Raw genomic sequence first — 17,052 nt, 5'->3', positions numbered from 1 at the left:
CCCCCAACCCCCGGAAAACCCCCTGACCCCCGCGGCCGCCGTCGTTAGATTGTGGCGACGGCGACGGATTCGCGGGACGGGAGACAGCGTGCGGCCGACCAAGACCATTCTCATCTCCGGGGGCGGTATCGCGGGCCCCGCGCTGGCCTACTGGCTGCGCGCCTACGGATTCACCCCCGTCGTGGTGGAGCGCGCGCCGCAGATTCGCACCGGCGGCCAGCGCATCGAGATGTCGGGCGTGGGCGCCGAGGCCCTGCACCGCATGGGGCTGCTGGAGCGGATCCGCGCCCAGTCCGGGCAGCCGCCCGAGGGCGTCTTCTACCTGGGGCGCGCGGACCGCCGCGTCGACATGCCGTCCTGGAGTCCGCCCTCGGAGACCCGGTACGAGCGCGCCCCCTTCGCCGTCAAGCGCGGCGTCCTGGGCACGGTCCTCTACGAGAACGCCCGGGACGGCGTGGAGTACGTGTTCGACGACTCCATCACCGAGATCCGCCAGTCCGACGACGGCGTCGACGTCTCCTTCGAGAACTCCCCGCCCCGCCGCGTGGACCTCGTCGTGGGCGCCGACGGCCTGTACTCCAACGTCCGCTCCCAGGTGTTCGGCCCGGCCGACCGCTTCACCCGGTTCCTCGGCACCAACCTGGTCATCTTCACCGTCGACAACTACCTCGGCCACCGCGACTCCATGTCCTGGCACATGTGGCCCTACCGGGGCTGCGCCATCACCACGTTCCCCGGCAACACCGAACTCGAGGGGCTGTTCCTCTTCCGCAGCACCACCCCGCTCAACGTCCGCGACCTCACCGTGGACCAGCGCATGCGCCTGGTCGACAAGATCTACGCCGACGCCGGCTGGGAGGTCCCCGGGCTGCTGCGGGCGATGCGCGACTCCCGCGACTTCGTCTTCACGCCCTCCACGCAGATCCGCATGGACTCCTGGACCCGCGGCCGGGTGGCCCTGGTCGGCGACTCCGGCTACTGCCCCGACCCCATGTCCGGCCAGGGCTCCACCCTCGCGCTGGTCGGCGCCTACATCCTCGCCGCCGAACTCAAGGCCGCCGAGGGCGACCACACCCGGGCCCTGCCCGCCTACGACGCCGCGATGCGCCGGTTCGTCGCGTTCAGCCAGGGGGTGGCCGACTTCAGCACCGCGTTCGCCGCGCCCCGCACGGGCAGGTGGGGGGTGTGGGCGCGCGAGCAGCAGCTCCGCGCCTTCTTCGCCGTGGCCCACCGCGCCCGGCGGATGAACCTGTCCCTGCCCGCAGCCTGGGACTACGGCGGCTCCCTCAGCCTGGAGGACTACCGCCCGGCCGCCTGACCCGCCGCCGCACCGGCCGCCGGCTCGCGCACCCGCAGCGGCGGGCGCCGCGCCCAGGTCGCCCAGCGCCACACCCACTCCAGCGGGCCCTGGCGGCAGCGGCGCAGCCACAGCGCGCAGAACAGCCACTGCACCAGCAGGACCGCCCCCGTCACCAGCAGCGCCGTCCGCACGTCCTGGGCGATCGGCAGGCCCAGGACGCGCGCGGCGCCCAGCACCAGCAGCGTCGCCGACAGGTAGACGGTCAGCGCCATCCGCCCCAGCGGCGCGAAGACCGCCGCCAGCACCGGCCGCAGCGGCGTCCGCAGCAGCACCAGCAGCCCGCACACGCAGGCCGCCGTGCGCAGCAGGTCGGCCGCTGCCAGCACCGGCGACGGCCCCTCCCCGGTGATCCCCACCTGCCCGGCCGTCCACACGGTGCCGGCCGACGCCGCCGCGAAGGCCAGTCCCAGCGCGGCCGGCCACCAGGTGGACCGCTCGATCCCGGCGACCACGCCGTAGCGGACCAGGGCCGAGCCCAGCAGGAACAGCCCGGCGATCAGCAGCGGGCCGCCCACGCCGAAGACCAGCGCGGCCGGGACCAGCACTGCGGCGCCGCCGGCCACGGCCCACCGCGGCAGCCACGACGACGGCAGCAGCACCACCAGGCCCACGGCCGCGTAGACGGTGAGGATGTCGCCCGGCCACAGCAGCCGGTGCAGGAGGCCGAACGCCAGCAGCGCCAGCAGCCGGCGCAGCAGCACCAGCCGGGGGCGCCGCGCCGTTTCGGTCGCCGACTCCAGCAGCAGCGCGAACCCGATGCCGAACAGCAGGGAGAACACGGGCAGCCCGATCCAGCCCTGCGCGCTGCCCAGGGTCGGCGTCGCGACGGCGGTGCCACCGCCGGCGATCAACTGGACGTTGGCCACGAGGATCGCGCACAGCGCGACCCCGCGCAGGACGTCGAGGGCCCCGATCCGGGGGCGGGCGGGCCGGGGGAGGGCAGCGGAGGGCGTGCCGCCGACCGGCCCCGGAGGCGGCGGTGGCGGCGGCGGTGAGGTGTCGTTTCGCATGGGAGCCCATCCTGGGCACCCCGCCCGGCGGCGGCATCGGCCGAAAAGCCGGTTAACCCCCGCCGCGACCGTACTTTCGGCTGATCCGGAACGACGGCGGGCGTCGCTAGCCTGAGCGGCATGGACGGTGCGGGAAGGACGGCCGGGCGCCTCGCGCTCGCCCGCGAGGCCGGGCTCGGCGCCCTCCTCGCCGCGGCGCTCGCGTTCCAGGCGGCGGCGCTCGCCGCGACCTGGGGCGGCGGCTCCTGGTGGCTCGGCCTGGCGGCCGGCGCCGTGGTCGGCGGGCTGGCCCTGGTCCGCCGGCCCGGCCGGGCGCGGGCGGCGCTGGCCGGCCTGGCCGTGGCGGCGGCCGCCGTGGTGGCCGCATGGGCGGCCGACCTGCCCGCCGAGCCCAGCCCCGCCACGGCCCTGGGCCTGGCCGTCCTCGTCGCCTCGGCGGTGCGGACGCTGCCGGTCGGGCCGGCCGCGGCCGTCGGCGCGGCCGGGTTCGCCGTGGCCGCCGGCGGGCTGGCGGCCGCGCTGCTGTCGGACTCCACCGGGGTCGTGGCCCAGGTCAACGGCGCGGCCTACCTCGCCGCCCTCGCGGCCGGGCTGTGGCTGCGGCTGCTCGACGCCGCCAACGCGGCCGCCGCCGAGCAGGCGCGCCGCGACGTGCGCATGGAGCTGGCGCGGGAGCTGCACGACGTGGTCGCCCACCACATCGCCGGGATCGTGCTGCTGGCCCAGGCCGGCCCGATCGCCGCGCGCCGCGACCCCGCCACCGCCGCCGGCTCCTTCGCCGAGATCGAGGCCGTGGGCGCCGAGGCGCTCGACGCCACGCGCCGCGTCGTGGGGCTGCTGCGCGACACCGACGACGCCCAGCCCTTCACCCGCGGCACCGAAAGCCTCACCGACCTGGTCGAACGCTTCGGCGTGCGGGGGCCGCGGGTGCACCTGCGGCTGCCCGGCGGGCAGGCCGCGTGGGCGCCCGAGGTCACCAGCACCGTCTACCGCGTCGTGCAGGAGGCGCTGACCAACATCGCCCGCCACGCCCCGCACGCCGCCACCGTCCACGTCGGCGTCGAGCAGGACGAATCGGCCGTCACCGTCGAGGTCATCGACGACGCCCCGCCCGCCCGCTCCGGCGGCCGTCCCCGCCGCGCCGGGTACGGCCTGGCGGGCATGCGCGAACGCGTGGCGGCGCTGGGCGGCGAGGTGCACGCCGGGCCGCGCCCCGGCGGCGGCTGGGCGGTGCGCGCCGCGCTGCCCCTGACCGCGCGGGGCCGCCGATGACGATCCGCGTCCTGCTGGCCGACGACCAGGCGCTGATCCGCGCCAGCCTGCGGATCATCCTGGAGGACCAGCCCGACATCAGCGTGGTCGCCGAGGCCGCCGACGGCGCCGCGGCGGTCGAGGCGGCCCGGCGGCTGCGGCCCGACGTCTGCCTGGTCGACATCCGCATGCCCCGCCTCGACGGCATCGCGGTCACCCGGGCGCTGGCCGGCCCCGGCGCGGCCGAACCGCCGCGGGTGGTGGTGCTGACCTCCTTCGACCTGGACGAGTACGTCTACGGCGCGCTGCGCAGCGGCGCGGTCGGGTTCCTGCTCAAGGACGCCGGCCCCGCGCTGCTCGTGGAGTCGGTGCGCGCCGCGAGCGCCGGCGACGCCCTGATCTCGCCGTCGGTCACCATGCGGCTGCTGCGCCGCTTCGCCGCGGCCGGGGCGCCGCCCGAGCCAAAGCCCGCCCGGCCGCTGTCGGAGCGGGAGACCGAGGTGGTGCGGGCGATCGCGCGGGGCCGCACCAACCAGGAGATCGCCGCCGAGCTGTTCATCTCGCTGAGCACCGTCAAGAGCCACCTGTCGGGCATCCAGGCCAAGCTCGGCCTGCGCAACCGCACCGAGGTCGCCGTGTGGGCGTGGGAGCACCGGCTGATGGACCCCGCGCCGTAGCCCGCCGCGCCCCTGGCCGGCGCCGACGCGGGTCGGCGCCGGCCAGGGCGGGGTCCAGGCGGGGGGCTACTTGAGTTGGCTGAGGATCGCGGGATCGGTGATCTTGGTGTCGTCGGCCAGCAGCAGCGCCTTGCTGAGGATGAGCGACAGCATCCGGTCGCCGTCGAACGGCAGGTAGGTGTCGGGCGCGGCGGGCGTGCTGTCGGGGACGACGCACAGGTAGCGGTCGCCGGGGTCCATCAAGATGTTGCCGGAGCCCAGGTGGATCCGGTAGGTGTGCAGGTCGCCCGCGACGTGCAGGAACCGGCCCTCGACCCGGCAGCGGGCGCCCACGGCCAGGCGGGGCAGCAGCCGCACCAGCAGGTCGTGGCGGGTGCGGGCGGTCTCGCTCAGCTCGCCGAAGCTGTAGGCCGACCAGTACTCCCGGTGGCGCCCGCCGGGGCCGCCGTCCTGCCAGGTGGGGTCGTTGCCCACGCTGGTCACGCCGACGAACAGGTCGACGTCGCGCATGACCTCGCTGAACACCCGGGGCGGGACCTCCTCCAGCGGCAGCGGACCCGGCTCGCCCGAGGGCGCGGCGAACCCGCCGCCGCCCATGGTGCTGAACTCGTGCTCCGGCGCGTCGGCGGGGTAGAACCGCACCTGGTCGGCGGCCAGCAGCGCGTAGGCGCCGGAGTCGGTGGTCAGGGCGGTGTCGAGCGCGCCGTCGCCGCGCACCCAGTACTCCGCGCGGATGCCCCACTCGGGCAGGTCGCGCATGGCGGGCGGGTAGGCGTGGTCGTGGTGGCAGATGCGCAGCCGGGGGTCGCGCCAGCCGCGCTCGGCGGCCAGCGAGCGGAACGGGTACTGGCGCAGGATGTGCCCGGCGAACCGGTTGGAGTAGGTGCGGGTGCGCCGCTCGGCGTCGGTGAGCAGGTAGACCTCGCGGTGGGCCTGCTTGACCGGCTGGGTGATCCGGTGCTCCTCCAGCCGCTCGCGCCAGGCCAGCACCTCCTCGACCGGGCGGCCCGCCGGGTGCCACAGCCGGACCTCGCCCCGCACCTCCACGGGATCGCCCGCCAGGTCGCGCGGCGCGCCGTCGAGGCAGGCGAAGGAGGTGCCGTCGACCGTCCAGATGAGGCGGCGGGCCAGCGTGCCGACGAGGGGGTGGTCGAGGTAGCGCTCGCGCCAGGCCGCCGCCGGCCACGAGCGGTCGGTGAGGAAACCGCGGTCCAGGCGCCTGGCGACCGCCGTCAGCATCGCGGCGGCGTCCTTGGCCTGGGCCTTCAGCTCCTTCAGCGCCTCGGGGTGGTCGCGCCGCACGGCGGCCGGCACCGACTTCACCTCGGCGCCGGCGGCGCTGTACCAACGCAGCTCGGCCCGGCGGCCGTCGACCAGGAGTTCTGCCCGCGCCGCGCCGAAGTCCTCGACCCGCCGGCCGACCTCGGTGAGGCCGTAGGCGGGCACGGCCAGCTCCTCGATCTCGTCGCGGCCCAGCCCGAGCGCCTGGGCGCGGGCGGCCAGCCCGGCCTCCAGCAGCTTGAGGGTGGACTTGTAGGTCACCCGGGTGGTGAGCCGGGCCAGCTCCGCCAGGGCGGCCTCGCCCTCCATCGCGCTCAGCGCGTTGGCGCAGGCGCCGGCGAGCTTGGGCATGCCCGGCCCCACACCCGGCATCCGGCGCAGCGCCCGCTCCAGCAGGGCGCCCAGGCCGCGCACGGTCCGGGGGTGCTCGGGCAGCAGGGACAGCAGCCACACCAGGCCGCGGGCGGCGTCGTAGTTGTAGTTGTCCAACTGGTGGGGCATGCGGCCGCCGCCCACCAGCGCCAACCAGCCCAGGACGCGTTCGCGGAACTCGGACTCGTCGACCCCGGCCAGCAGCGGCCCGGCCTTCTTCCGCCAGGCGGCGTCGGGTTTGGCCTTGACGGCCGTGGCGGCGTGGCGGACGAGTCCGGTCCAGGCGGAGGGCAGGTCGGCGAGTTCGGCGAGGGCGAGGTCGGTCCAGGGCTCGCCCGCGTTGAGCGGGGGGTGGCGCTCCGCGAGCAGCCGGGTGATCTTGCGGGAGGTCTCGGCCTCGAAGGGGTGGTTGCCGTGGCTCTCGTGCCGGACGCGGGCGCCGAACCCGAGCGGGATGTCGCGGCCGGAGGCCAGCTCCAGCCAGGCGATCTCCAGGTAGGTCAGGATCTGCACCAGGTCGCCGGGGTCGGCGCCGGCCAGGGCCTCCTGGCGCGGGGCGGCCAGCAGGTCGTCGGGGCGGTCCAGCGCCAGCGACAGCCGCGCGTGCAGCCGCAGCACCTTCAGGCGCTGGGCGGCGGGGGTGCCGGCGAACCGGGCGGCGCACTCCTCCACGATCGGGAGCACGGTCTCGCGGGGCAGCCGGGCGACCTTGTCCGACGTGCTGGAATAGGCGTGGTCGCCGAGCACCATGGCGCACGCGGCGGCGGCGTCACCGCGTTCGACGGCGGCCCGCAGCATGGGCTCCAGGTCGGTGTAGTCCAACTGCTCCAGCGGGCGCGCCGACACCAGCGCGCGCAGCCACACCAGCGCCTCGCGCCGCTCCGGTGAGGGGGCCGCCGCGTACAGGTCGGCGCAGCGCCGGTCGACGCGGCGCCGGAGGTCGCGGGGCAGCTCGGCCAGGGGCCGGGCCGCCACCTCAAGGGAGGAGTCGGTGCCGAGGGCCGCGATCGCCTCGTCGGGGAACCCGAGGGCGGCGAGTTCGCCCAGCAGCGCCTTCGCGGAGTCGCCCGCCACGCGGCCCTGCCGGGGCGCCAGCACGGTGTGCAGCCACAGGATGCCCTCGCGGCGGGCCGGATCCGTCTCCGTGTCCCACATCCGGACCAGGACGTGCTCGGCTAGCCGGCGCCGGAACTCGGGCTCGAACGCGCGCAGGCGGTCGGCCATGCGGGGGACGTCGCCGGAGGCCAAAGCGGTCTCCAGCGCGGCCCGCTTCTCGTCGTCGGCGGTGCGGCCGATGTGCATGGCGGCCAGGACGGCGGCCTCGAACCCGTCGGAGTCCAGCAGGTCGGTCTGGCGGGCCAGCAGCGCGGCGTGCACGGTGCGGAGCCGGTCGCGCCGCCCGGGGTCGTCGGCCGCCCGGTACAGCTCCACGCAGGCGCCGGCCATGCGCCGGCGCAGGTCGAGGGGCAGCATGGGCATGCGCCGGACCGCCCCCGGGAAGTCGTCGGCGGCCACCACCGTCTCGCAGGCCGCGTCGAGGTCGCCGCCCTCGGCGGCGGCCAGCAGCGCGGTCTCGAAGTCGTGGAACGCGTCGAAGTCGGGCATCAGCCACCCACCAGGGGGACGAGCTTGAGGAAGGTGACCTCCAGGCCGGGGGTCAGCTCGATCTCCTCGTCCAGGTCGGTGAGCTGGCGCTCCCCGGTCAGGACGAGGAACCCGTTGCGGGAGAACGCCGCCACCGCGGCCGCGAACTGCTCCTCGGGATCCACCCGCACCGGCGGATGCACCGGCCCACGCGGCCCGTTCAGCACCGCCTCGGCCTCGGTGGGCCGCACCAGCCCCCGAAACGGCCCCGAGGACGCGCGCGCGTTGTACTCCGCGGCCTCCTGGAACACCCTCCGCCGGATCACCTCGCGCACACTCACGCGCTCCCCGGCCAGGTCGAGCACCAGCGCAGCCTCGCGCCCGCCCGAGGTCGTCTCATCCGCACATATAAGTCGCGTCACCCCCGAGATGCTAGGCCCGCCCACCGACAACGGCCCGCGCCCCCAACTGCTTCCGAGCCCCCGGACGGTGGCGCCCCGGCTCTCTTCCCCTCGCGGCCGTGGCCGGCGGGTTTGCGGGATGGAGGGTGGTGCTCCCCGCCCACGCGGGGATGGCTGATGCCTCGCTCGACCGGTGGCGAAAGATCCCCTCGCCCCCGGAGTACAGGACACATCCTGGCCACTATGCCTGGAATGGTGGGCACCACAAGCCGCCAGAGAGGCCCTTGCCCCTGGCTGCGGGGTTGCCGCCCGCGGGGTTCCATTTCCGCTGCGGCGCGCCCCCGACCGACTTTTTCGAGCAAGGAGAACGCCATGTCCGTCACCACCACCACGCACCTGAACTTCCGCGGCGACGCTCGGGCGGCGCTGGAGCACTACCAGTCTGTTTTCGGCGGGCGCGTCACCGTCATCACCTACAAGGACATGGGCGGCGCGCCCGACGAGGCCGAGTCGGACTGGGTGGTCTGGGGCGAGGTCGCCGCCGACAACGGCTTCCACGTCATGGCCTACGACGTCCCCTCCCAGCAGCCCTGGGACCAGGGCCGCAACCCGTTCTTCGTCTCCGTGCGCGGCGACGACACCGACGAGATCAGCGCCCTGTGGGAGAAGCTGGCGAAGGGCTCGACCGTCATCCAGCCCCTGGAGCCGTCCCAGTGGGCCCCGCTGTACGGCATGCTCACCGACCGGTTCGGCATCACCTGGGTCCTCGACGTGGCCGCCCCCTACAACGGCTGACCCCCACCGCCCAGCAACCCCCACCCGGCCGGGGCCTGCCGCACAAGATGCGGCGGTCCCGGCCGGCCGACCGGACACAGGGAGACGCACCACCGTGCGAACGCGACAACTGGGCGCCACCGGCATCGAGGTCAGCGCCTACTGCCTGGGCACCATGATGTTCGGCGCCAACGGCAACCGGGACCACGACGCGTGTGTGCGCATGGTGCACCGCGCCCTGGACGCGGGCGTCAACTTCGTGGACACCGCCGACGTGTACGGCTACAGCGAGACCGAGGAGATCGTCGGCAAGGCCCTCAAGGGCCGGCGCGACGATGTCGTGCTGGCCTCCAAGTTCAACGGCCCGATGGGCGAGGGCCCCAACCGCCGGGGAAGCTCCCGCCGCTGGATCATGCGGGCGGTGGAGGGCTCGCTGCGGCGGCTGGGGACCGACCACCTCGACCTGTACCAGATCCACCACCCCGACCCGGACACCGACATCGAGGAGACGCTGTCCGCGCTCACCGACCTCGTCCGCGACGGCAAGGTCCGCGCCATCGGCTCCTCCAACCTGCCGGCCCCGCAGATCGTCGAGGCCCAGTGGGTGTCCCAGCAGCGCGGCCTGCACCGGCTGCGCACCGAGCAGCCCACCTACTCCATCCTCAACCGCGGCATCGAGCGGGAGGTTCTGCCGGTCTGCCGCCGCTACGGCATGGGCGTGCTGGTGTGGGGTCCGCTGTCGATGGGGCTGCTCACCGGCCGCTACCGCAAGGGCACCGCGCCGCCGGACAACGCCCGCATGCGGTGGGTCCCCCGGCACCTCACCGACGAGGGCAAGCTGGACGCCGTGGAACGCCTCCTCCCGGTCGCCGAGGAGGCCGGTATGTCCCTCACCCACCTGGCCATGGCGTTCGCCGCCACCCACCCGGACGTCACGTCGGTGATCATCGGCCCGCGCACCGAGGAGCAGTTGGCCGACCTGCTGGCGGGCGCCCCCCGCACCCTCGACGACGAGATCCTCGACCGCATCGACGCCATCGTCCCCCCGGGCACCGACCTCGGCCCCCTGGACATCTCCTACACGCCCCCCTCCCTCACCACCCCGTCCTCGCGCCGCCGCCCACCGGATTCCCGCGCCGCGGCCTGACCCGCGCGTGCCGGTGAGGACCCCTGCCTGAGAAGCTGCCTCACCGGCCCGCGGCATCGCCTCGGCCGTCGGCGGCCGACGACAGCCGCCGTGCTCGCCATAGAGCGGACCGGGCAGGCCATTCCCGCGCTCGCCACCAGGTCGGGGGTAGGGGGACCATGCCGGCGTCCGACACCGGTTCGGCGATGTGCCGTGACTCGCGTGGAGGCACGGGCGGGAAGCCGCTCCTCACCGGGAGTACTGGCGGCACGTGCCGGTGAAGACCGACTCCAGGGTCGGCAGGAGAACCGCGTCGGCGGCTTCGGCGAGGGGGTGCGTGCCCGCCCGGCCGTGGGGTTCGCGGTGCAGTTGCACGGCCAGCCCTTCCGTCACCGCCAGGACGCGCGCCGCCGCGAGACCGGTGTCCACCTCCGGCTCCACCTCGCCGCATTCCTTGCCGTTGCCCACCGCCACCGCGATCTGGTCCCGCAGGCGCCGAGAGGTCTGCGCGCCGACCTCGGCGAGTTCGGCGCTGTCCAGGGAGCGGCCGGCGAACGCCTGGGCGACCCGGTACTCCGAGCGGCGCTCGTGGTCCAGCGGCAGCATCTCGCGCAGGGCCGCCCGCAGGGAGGCGGCGATGGTGCCCCGCGCCGCCTCGCCTTCGGCGACCCGCTGGGCCACCCGGGTGCCGATGCGGTCCATGACGTGCCGGTAAGCGAACAGCAGCAGGGCGTCCTTGCTGGGGAAGTAGTGCTGGACCAGCCCCACCGACATCCCGCTGGCGCGGGCCACCCGTGCCACCGTCGCGGCGTCCAGGCCCGCCTCGGAGACGATCGTGCGCACCCCCTCGGCGATCTGGCGGCGGCGGGCGTCGTGGTCGGCGGTCCGTGGCACCCCATAACCGTATCAATGTATGGTTAGCGGCCATAACCGTATGTCCATACGGTTATCTCTGCTCCCGAGGAGACCGCTGTGCGTCCGCTTCCCCTTCTGCTCCGCGCCGCCACCGCCGTCGCGGTGGTCCTCGCCGCGCCCGGCGCGGCCGCCGCCGCCCCGCCCGCCGCCCCCGATCAGGAGGTCGCCGACTACCTGCGCCAACGCATGGCCGACACCGGCGTCCCCGGTCTGGCCTACGCCGTGATCGGCCCGGAGGGCACCGAGCACACGGCGGCCCTGGGCCGCGACGGCGACGGCGCTCCGATGGAGACCGCCACCCCGCTGCTGTGGGGCTCGGTGGCCAAACCGATCACCGCCACCCTCGTCATGGACCTGGCCGAGGAGGGCGTCCTGGACCTGGACGAGCCCGTGCGCAGCCACCTGCCCGACTTCGAACTGGCCGACGGCTCCGGAGGCGGCATCACCCTGCGCCACCTGCTCGCCCAGACCAGCGGCCTGCCCGAGGACACCGGCATCACCGACCGCACCGCGCCGCCCGCCGACGCCTACACCCAGGCGGTGGCCGACCTCGACCAGGTCCACCCCATCGATCCCCCCGGCGCCCGCCACCACTACAGCAGCGCCAACTACCTGCTGCTGGGCGCGGTGGTGGAGGCCGCCACCGGCCGCACCTTCACCGACGTCCTGAACGAGCGCGTGCTCGGCCCCCTGGGCATGGCCGACGCCGTGACCACCCCCGCCCAGGCGGCCGCCGTCCCACCCGGCAACCGCTACGTGTTCGGCCAACCCACGGCCTTCACCGACGCCCCCTACGACCCCGCCGGCCCCAGCTACGGCTACATCGGCGGCCCGGTCACCGACTTGGCGCGCTTCGCCGCCCTGCATCTCAACGGCCGGGCCGGCGACGGTGCCGCGCCGCTGGAGCGGGAGACCCTGGCGCGCATGCACACCGCGCAGGCGCGGCTGAGCCCGACCTACTCCTACGGGCTGGGATGGCGGGTCGACGAGCGCAACGCCGACCTCGGCACCACCACCGTGTGGCACGGCGGCGCGGTCAGCGGATACCAAGCCATGGTGGTGCTGCTGCCCGAGCGCGAGCGCGGACTGGTGCTGGTGCAGAACGCCCACGGATACTTCCAGGACGGCGCTTTGCTCGCCACCGGGCTGGGCGCGGCCCGTGTCCTCGCCGGCGGGGAGCCCGCACCGGCCGGGAACGGTCTGGGCTACCCCGCTCTGCTGGCCGGCCTGTGCGCGGTGATCATCACGGTCGCGGTACTCAGCCTCAGAACCGCCGTGCGGATCCTCACCCGCCGCCCGGTCCCGGCCCGGCCCGCCCGCGCGGCCGCTGAGACGGCGCTGTGGCTGGCGGGATGCGCGGTGGTGGGCGGCGCGGCGGTGGTGGGGCTGCCCGCCGCCGCCGGGGTCGATCTGGGGGACCTGCTGCTGTGGACGCCCGACGTGGGGTGCCTGCTCCTCGGAATCGCGGCCGCCTGCGCCGTCCTGGGCGCGGTACGAGTCGCCGCGGCCGTGGCCGCCGCGCGCGCCCGCATCCGGCCGTGACGTGCGGCCGTGCCTGCCTGCGGCTCAGCCGGCGGTTGCGGCGCGGCCGACGGACCCCTGTCGGATGACGGAGGTCTCGTGCGGTCGGGTTCCGGTCCGCCGGGACCGCGTCCAGGTCGCCGAGGTGGTGATCTGCCGGACCGCGGCCCCCCTACAACGGCTGACCCCCGCCCCCCAGCAACCCCCACCCGGCCGGCACCTGCCGCACACGATGCGGCGGCCCCGGCCGGCCGACCGGACGAGGGCGCGTCCGGCGGAGCGGACCCCTGGATTCGTGACCGCGGAGTGAACCGGGCGGGCTCTCGACCGCTACGTACTCCTCGGCATCCGATCCCACCGGTCCGAGGAGAGTTCATGACGGCCGTTCCACCCTCCGCTCGGGCGCGGCGCCCGCGTCGCGACGATCCGTCGCTTGCCGCGGTCGCCGCAACCGAACTCGCCCGGTTGCGACGCGGCTTCCCGGCCTGGTTCACCGTGGGGCTCCCGTTCGCCCTGGTGCTCCCGCTCGGCGTGATCGCGGTCGCCTCGCCTGAGGGGCAGGCGGGGCAGGTGTGGAGCACCTGGTTCCGGGTCGTCGTGATGTTCTGGGGCGTCCTTTTGCCCATGGCGGCCGCGCTGTACGCGTCGATGGCGGTGCGCCAGGACGAGAGCGCGCGGGCCGTCCTCTACGGATACGCGGTGCCCCGGCACCGCTACCTGGTCGGCAGGTTCGCCGCCCTGACCGTACTCGGCCTCGCCCAGGCAGTCCTGCTGCTGGCGCTGCTCGCCCCGATCGGGGTGGCTCTGGAGGGGCCGCACACCGTCGGGCCGACCGCGCTGGCGGTCCTGGTCCCCTGGGCCTCCGCATCGGCGTCGGTGGCGCTGTGCGTGCTCGTCGCCGAGGTGTGGGGCTTCGCCCCGGCGGTGTGCGTCGGCGTCGCCGGGATGATGTTCGGTGCCCTGCTCGCCGACAAGAGCGTCTGGTGGGCGGTGCCGATGGGCTGGCCCATGACGGTGGTCGTGCCCCTCGCCGGGATCCGCGCCAACGGGGTCCCCCTGCCCCCCGGCGACCCGCTGGCCGACACCGGGGTGATCCCCCTCGCCGTCGCTCTCTCCCTGGCGTCGACCGCGGTACTGCTGGCCATCGGCGCCCGCCACGTCAACCGCAAGGAGCTGTGAATGGGCACCGCCGTACGCGTCAGCGGCCTCACCAAGCGGCTGGGTCGCACCCAGGCCCTGGCCGGAGTGGATCTGCGGGTGGAGACGGGCCGCGTCCACGGCCTCCTCGGGCCCAACGGGGCCGGTAAGACCACGCTGCTCAAGACCATCACCGGGCTGTCGCGCCCCGACTCGGGCTCCCTGGAGCTGTTCGGAGCCCCCTTCACCCGCGGCGTCCTGCGCGACGTCGGAGCGCTGGTCACCCAACCCGGGCTGTGGTCCCGCTACACCGCCGTCGAACACCTGCGCCTGCACGCCCGCCTGCGCGGTGCCGACCCGGCCCTGATCCCCCGCCTGCTGGCGGACGTCGGCATGGCCGACCACGCCGACCGCCGGGTGTCGGCATACTCGCTGGGAATGCGGTGGCGCCTGGGGATCGCCATCACCCTGCTGGCGCGGCCCCGGCTGCTCGTCCTGGACGAGCCCACCAACGGCCTCGACCCGGTGGGCATGCGCGACATGAGGGCGCTGCTGCGCCGGCTCGCCGCCGACGGGGTGGCGGTGCTGGTCTCCAGCCACCACCTCGACCAGATCGCGCAGACCTGCGACGAGGTCACCGTCCTCGTCGGAGGCACCGTGCGCTTCGCCGGCCCCCTGGACGGTCTCGCTTGGGACGGTGACCTGGAGAAGGGGTTCTTCGCGCTGCTGGACCGCGGCTGAACAGGCGGACACCGATGACCGCCCACACCACCGCACGCGGCACGCTGACACGGCACCGTCGAAGGGAGGAGTCCGCGGTGGAAGCCGACGACCGGGTGCTGCTCGCCCGTGTCGCCGACGGGGACGAGCACGCCCTGCGCGTCCTGTACGGGCGCCACGCCGCGGCCATGCTGCGGCTCCTGCGCCGGCTCACCTCCGACACCGGCACGGCCGAGGAGATCCTCCAGGAGGCGTGGCTGGCGGCCTGGCGGTCGGCGGCCGGCTACCGGGGGGAGTCCGCCGTGCGGGTCTGGCTGCTGGGAATCACCCGGCGTCGTGCCCACGACCGGCTGCGCCGCGTCGCCCGCCCGACCGTCGACCTCGACGACGCGCCGGAGCCCGTGGACGGCGGCGTCGACGTCGAGGAGCAGGTCCTCGCGACGATCGGGCACGATGCGATCCTGGCCGCCGTTCGCCGGCTACCGGCGCGCTCGCGCGAGGTGCTCGGGCTCGCGCTCGTCGACGAACTGCCCTACCGCGACATCGCCGATGTGCTCGGTGTGCCGGTCGGCACCGTCAAGAGCAGGATGGCGCACGCCCGTGCCCGCCTGATCAGGCTGCTGACGGAGGAAGAGGAGGAGGGGCATGGGACACCTCGATGACGAGCGGATCATGGCGGTCGGACGCCCCGGCGCACCCCCGGACGCCCGTGCGGCGCGGCACCTCGTGCGGTGCGCGCGGTGCCGGAGGCGGGTGGCGGCGGCGTCGGCGCTGCGCGGTGCGGCGGCCGCACTCGACGCGGAGAACGCCCCCGCGGCGGTCCCCTCCTTCGACGCCCTCGTCCTGCCCGAGCTGCACCGCCCCGCCGCCGATCCGGCTCCCGTCGCGGCGTGGAGCGCTTCGGCGTCCTGGCGGCTGACCGCCGCGCTGGTGTGGCGGCAGGCGCGTCTGGTGCCCCGCTCGCTGTGGCCGCTGACCGCCTTGGGCTTCGTCCTGCTGCTGGCGGCGGCCTGGCGCGCGGAGCCGATCGCGGAGCCGCTGCTGGGGCCCGGCGTCACCCTGCTCCTGACGGCCGGGGTCCTCGCCGTGTGCGAACCGCGCCGCGATCCCCGCAGCGAACTGCTCCACTCCCTGCCGGTGCCGCCCGTCGCGGTGTGGCTGTGCCGGCTGGCGCTCGTCGTGGCCGTCGACCTGGCCGCCGCCCTGGTGCTCACGGCCGCCGTCGGCCGGGTGGCGGAGGGCGCTGCGGACGCCCCCCAACTTGTCGCGTCGTGGCTGGGGCCGGCCCTGCTCACGGCCGCACTCGCCGCGTTCGGCGCGGTGTGGCAGTCCCCGGCGGCGGGGGCGGTGCTGGGAGGATGCGGGTGGGTCATCGGGGCGGTGGTGGCCGTCGGGGGCGTCCTGCCCGTCCCGGGGCGGTTCACCGCCGTGCTCGCCGCGGTGTGGACGACGAACGCCGGAACGCTGGCGGCGTCCCTCCTGCTGATCGGGTGCGCCGCGCTGCTGACCGGGTATCCGGCGCGCGTCCTCCGGGGCGGTGTATGAGCGCGCGCACCTTGGTCCCGCCGGCGCTGCTGCGGTACGAGGCGCGCCACTGCGGCATGGCCGCCCCGGCCCTGCTCGCCGCCGGGCTCGCCGGGGGCGCGGTGACCGCCGGCTCGCCACCGGCGGCGCAGCCGGCCCTGGCCGCCGCCGCGGCGACGGGGCTGGCGGGGCTCGCGTCCCTGGCGGTCATCGCCGTACTCGCGCGGACCCGCGCGCTCGAACTCCACCTGTCCCTCCCGGTGCCCTTCCCGGTGCTGCTGGCGCGCCGGCTGGCCGTGGTCGCGGCCGCGCTCGTGGGTGCGGCGCTCGCCCTCGGCGCGGGATCGCCTGAGGCCGCGGCCTCCGCGGCCGCCGCGCTGTGTCCTGCCGCGCTGCTGAGCGGGGTCGCGCTGCGGGTGTGGGCCCGCCGGCACTCGCCCGCGGCGGCGTCGGGGGCGGCGGTCGCGGTGTGGCTCGGCTACGCCCTGTTCTGGGCGGTCCACGTGCCCCCCGCCGTCGCCCGGCCGGCGGCCGCCGCGCTCGGGGTGGTGCTGATCGCGACGGCGCTGGGTCCGCGGGCGGTACCCGAGCGCGTTGTCGAGGAGGGGCGGTGAAGGGCGTGGCGGCGCTGCTGGCGGTCGCGTGCTACGAGGCCCGTATGGCGGCGCGCGGCCGGGGCGTGTGGATCGGCATGGTCCCTATGGCCGCGCTGGCCCTGCTCGTCGGCATGGGGCGCCTGGACGGCGCGGAGTCCGCCCGGCTCAACGCCGGAGCGGTGGCCGAGGCGTTGACCCTCGTCGTCCCGGTCGGGGTGGGCGTGGTGCTGGCCGACCGCCTGCGCCGCGGGACGGCGGCCGGTCTGGGCGACCTCCTCGACAGCGTGCCGCTGCGGGGCGCGGCGCGGATAGGCGCGGTCCTCGCCGGCGGGCTCGCCGTGGCGCTCCTCCCCGTCCTGCCGGTGACCGCGGTCCTCGGGGCGGCCGCCGCTGTCCGCACCGGCGATGCCGCGGCGCTGCCGTGGACGGCGCTCGCCTTCCTGGTCGTACTCCTCCCGGCATGCGCGTGGATCACCGCCCTCGCCGGGGTGCTGGCACTCGTCCTCCCGGCACCGCTGGCCCGGGCTTTCGTGGTGCCCGCCTGGTTCTGGGCGGTGGCGTGGAACCCCCGGCTGCTGTGGGCGCCCACGCCGGTCGGCACCCTCCTGGTCCCCTCCGGTGAGTACCCGGCCCAGGCGTGGTTCGGAACCACGCCGTCCTGGGCGGGGAACGGCCAGGTCGGCTGGCTCAGCCCGGCCGCCGACGGCACGGTGACCGGGCTGGCGAACCTCGCGTGTGTACTGCTTTCCACCGCTCTGCTCATCGGCGGAGCGCGCCTGATCATGATGGGAAAGAGGTGACCC

At 75.5% G+C, this 17,052-nt stretch carries 16 protein-coding genes; 12 read left to right on the top strand and 4 right to left on the bottom strand.

Going from position 1 to position 17,052, the window contains the following annotated elements:
- Positions 1-88 precede the first annotated feature (88 nt).
- Entirely contained in the window at positions 89-1,318 is a 1,230-nt protein-coding gene (locus tag LG943_RS04540) for an FAD-dependent monooxygenase (protein ID WP_270070886.1), read from the top strand.
- On the opposite strand, the gene LG943_RS04535 is transcribed toward LG943_RS04540, so the two are convergent.
- The gene (locus tag LG943_RS04535) at positions 1,300-2,370 is read right to left on the bottom strand and encodes a DUF418 domain-containing protein (protein WP_270070885.1); all 1,071 of its coding nucleotides are present in this window, start codon (positions 2,368-2,370) and stop codon (positions 1,300-1,302) included. The two genes, LG943_RS04540 and LG943_RS04535, sit on opposite strands and share 19 nt — an antisense overlap.
- Before the next feature lie 120 nt (positions 2,371-2,490).
- Here LG943_RS04535 and LG943_RS04530 point away from each other — a divergent pair, with 120 nt between their 5' ends.
- Together LG943_RS04530 and LG943_RS04525 are read left to right on the top strand one after the other, a co-directional pair.
- Entirely contained in the window at positions 2,491-3,642 is a 1,152-nt protein-coding gene (locus LG943_RS04530) for a sensor histidine kinase (RefSeq protein WP_270070884.1), read from the top strand.
- On the top strand, positions 3,639-4,298 hold the full coding sequence (locus LG943_RS04525; RefSeq protein WP_270070883.1) for a response regulator: 660 nt from the start codon (positions 3,639-3,641) through the stop codon (positions 4,296-4,298). The genes LG943_RS04530 and LG943_RS04525 overlap by 4 nt, the downstream gene beginning before the upstream one ends.
- Before the next feature lie 66 nt (positions 4,299-4,364).
- Here LG943_RS04525 and LG943_RS04520 read toward each other — a convergent pair whose 3' ends face one another.
- Together LG943_RS04520 and LG943_RS04515 are read right to left on the bottom strand one after the other, a co-directional pair.
- Positions 4,365-7,556 (bottom strand): DUF4132 domain-containing protein, encoded by a 3,192-nt coding sequence (locus LG943_RS04520; RefSeq protein WP_270070882.1) that lies wholly within the window; start codon positions 7,554-7,556, stop codon positions 4,365-4,367.
- Complete coding sequence (locus tag LG943_RS04515; protein WP_270070881.1) at positions 7,556-7,957, bottom strand: hypothetical protein; 402 nt, start codon at positions 7,955-7,957, stop codon at positions 7,556-7,558. Before LG943_RS04515 ends, LG943_RS04520 begins: the two co-directional genes overlap by 1 nt.
- Positions 7,958-8,308: 351 nt before the next feature.
- Here LG943_RS04515 and LG943_RS04510 point away from each other — a divergent pair, with 351 nt between their 5' ends.
- The gene (locus LG943_RS04510) at positions 8,309-8,731 is read left to right on the top strand and encodes a VOC family protein (protein WP_270070880.1); all 423 of its coding nucleotides are present in this window, start codon (positions 8,309-8,311) and stop codon (positions 8,729-8,731) included.
- Between the two features lie 94 nt (positions 8,732-8,825).
- On the top strand, positions 8,826-9,857 hold the full coding sequence (locus LG943_RS04505) for an aldo/keto reductase (RefSeq protein WP_270070879.1): 1,032 nt from the start codon (positions 8,826-8,828) through the stop codon (positions 9,855-9,857).
- Between the two features lie 228 nt (positions 9,858-10,085).
- Here LG943_RS04505 and LG943_RS04500 read toward each other — a convergent pair whose 3' ends face one another.
- Complete coding sequence (locus tag LG943_RS04500; RefSeq protein ID WP_270070878.1) at positions 10,086-10,730, bottom strand: TetR/AcrR family transcriptional regulator; 645 nt, start codon at positions 10,728-10,730, stop codon at positions 10,086-10,088.
- Positions 10,731-10,808: 78 nt separating this feature from the next.
- On the opposite strand from LG943_RS04500, the gene LG943_RS04495 reads away from it, so the two are divergent.
- The 7 genes from LG943_RS04495 to LG943_RS04465 all read left to right on the top strand — a co-directional run bounded on the left by LG943_RS04495 (position 10,809) and on the right by LG943_RS04465 (position 17,049).
- Positions 10,809-12,293 carry a serine hydrolase domain-containing protein gene (locus LG943_RS04495; RefSeq protein WP_270070877.1) on the top strand — a complete coding sequence of 495 codons (1,485 nt, stop codon included), beginning with the start codon at positions 10,809-10,811 and terminating at the stop codon, positions 12,291-12,293.
- Positions 12,294-12,647: 354 nt separating this feature from the next.
- Positions 12,648-13,451: an ABC-2 family transporter permease gene (locus LG943_RS04490; RefSeq protein ID WP_270070876.1), complete on the top strand. Its 804-nt coding sequence runs from the start codon at positions 12,648-12,650 to the stop codon at positions 13,449-13,451.
- Entirely contained in the window at positions 13,452-14,150 is a 699-nt protein-coding gene (locus tag LG943_RS04485) for an ABC transporter ATP-binding protein (protein ID WP_270070875.1), read from the top strand.
- 77 nt (positions 14,151-14,227) lie between these two features.
- Complete coding sequence (locus LG943_RS04480) at positions 14,228-14,791, top strand: RNA polymerase sigma factor (RefSeq protein ID WP_270070874.1); 564 nt, start codon at positions 14,228-14,230, stop codon at positions 14,789-14,791.
- Positions 14,775-15,674 (top strand): hypothetical protein, encoded by a 900-nt coding sequence (locus LG943_RS04475; protein WP_270070873.1) that lies wholly within the window; start codon positions 14,775-14,777, stop codon positions 15,672-15,674. Before LG943_RS04480 ends, LG943_RS04475 begins: the two co-directional genes overlap by 17 nt.
- Positions 15,671-16,267, top strand: coding sequence for a hypothetical protein (locus LG943_RS04470; RefSeq protein ID WP_270070872.1), 597 nt, complete (start codon positions 15,671-15,673; stop codon positions 16,265-16,267). Before LG943_RS04475 ends, LG943_RS04470 begins: the two co-directional genes overlap by 4 nt.
- Positions 16,264-17,049 carry a hypothetical protein gene (locus LG943_RS04465; protein ID WP_270070871.1) on the top strand — a complete coding sequence of 262 codons (786 nt, stop codon included), beginning with the start codon at positions 16,264-16,266 and terminating at the stop codon, positions 17,047-17,049. Before LG943_RS04470 ends, LG943_RS04465 begins: the two co-directional genes overlap by 4 nt.
- The last annotated feature ends 3 nt before the right edge of the window (positions 17,050-17,052 follow it).

Source organism: Streptomonospora mangrovi, assembly GCF_027604915.1.
Taxonomy (GTDB): domain Bacteria; phylum Actinomycetota; class Actinomycetes; order Streptosporangiales; family Streptosporangiaceae; genus Streptomonospora; species Streptomonospora mangrovi.
Note: the sequence above shows the minus strand (reverse complement) of the source record. Positions and strands in the feature narration are given on the sequence as shown.

Excerpts from the sequence above, each read along its gene's own strand:
- LG943_RS04535 (WP_270070885.1), bottom strand. The coding sequence starts at position 2,370 with ATGCGAAACGACACCTCACCGCCGCCGCCACCGCCGCCTCCGGGGCCG.
- LG943_RS04530 (WP_270070884.1), top strand. The coding sequence starts at position 2,491 with ATGGACGGTGCGGGAAGGACGGCCGGGCGCCTCGCGCTCGCCCGCGAG.
- LG943_RS04525 (WP_270070883.1), top strand. The coding sequence starts at position 3,639 with ATGACGATCCGCGTCCTGCTGGCCGACGACCAGGCGCTGATCCGCGCC.
- LG943_RS04520 (WP_270070882.1), bottom strand. The coding sequence starts at position 7,556 with ATGCCCGACTTCGACGCGTTCCACGACTTCGAGACCGCGCTGCTGGCC.
- LG943_RS04510 (WP_270070880.1), top strand. The coding sequence starts at position 8,309 with ATGTCCGTCACCACCACCACGCACCTGAACTTCCGCGGCGACGCTCGG.
- LG943_RS04490 (WP_270070876.1), top strand. The coding sequence starts at position 12,648 with ATGACGGCCGTTCCACCCTCCGCTCGGGCGCGGCGCCCGCGTCGCGAC.
- LG943_RS04485 (WP_270070875.1), top strand. The coding sequence starts at position 13,452 with ATGGGCACCGCCGTACGCGTCAGCGGCCTCACCAAGCGGCTGGGTCGC.
- LG943_RS04475 (WP_270070873.1), top strand. The coding sequence starts at position 14,775 with ATGGGACACCTCGATGACGAGCGGATCATGGCGGTCGGACGCCCCGGC.
- LG943_RS04470 (WP_270070872.1), top strand. The coding sequence starts at position 15,671 with ATGAGCGCGCGCACCTTGGTCCCGCCGGCGCTGCTGCGGTACGAGGCG.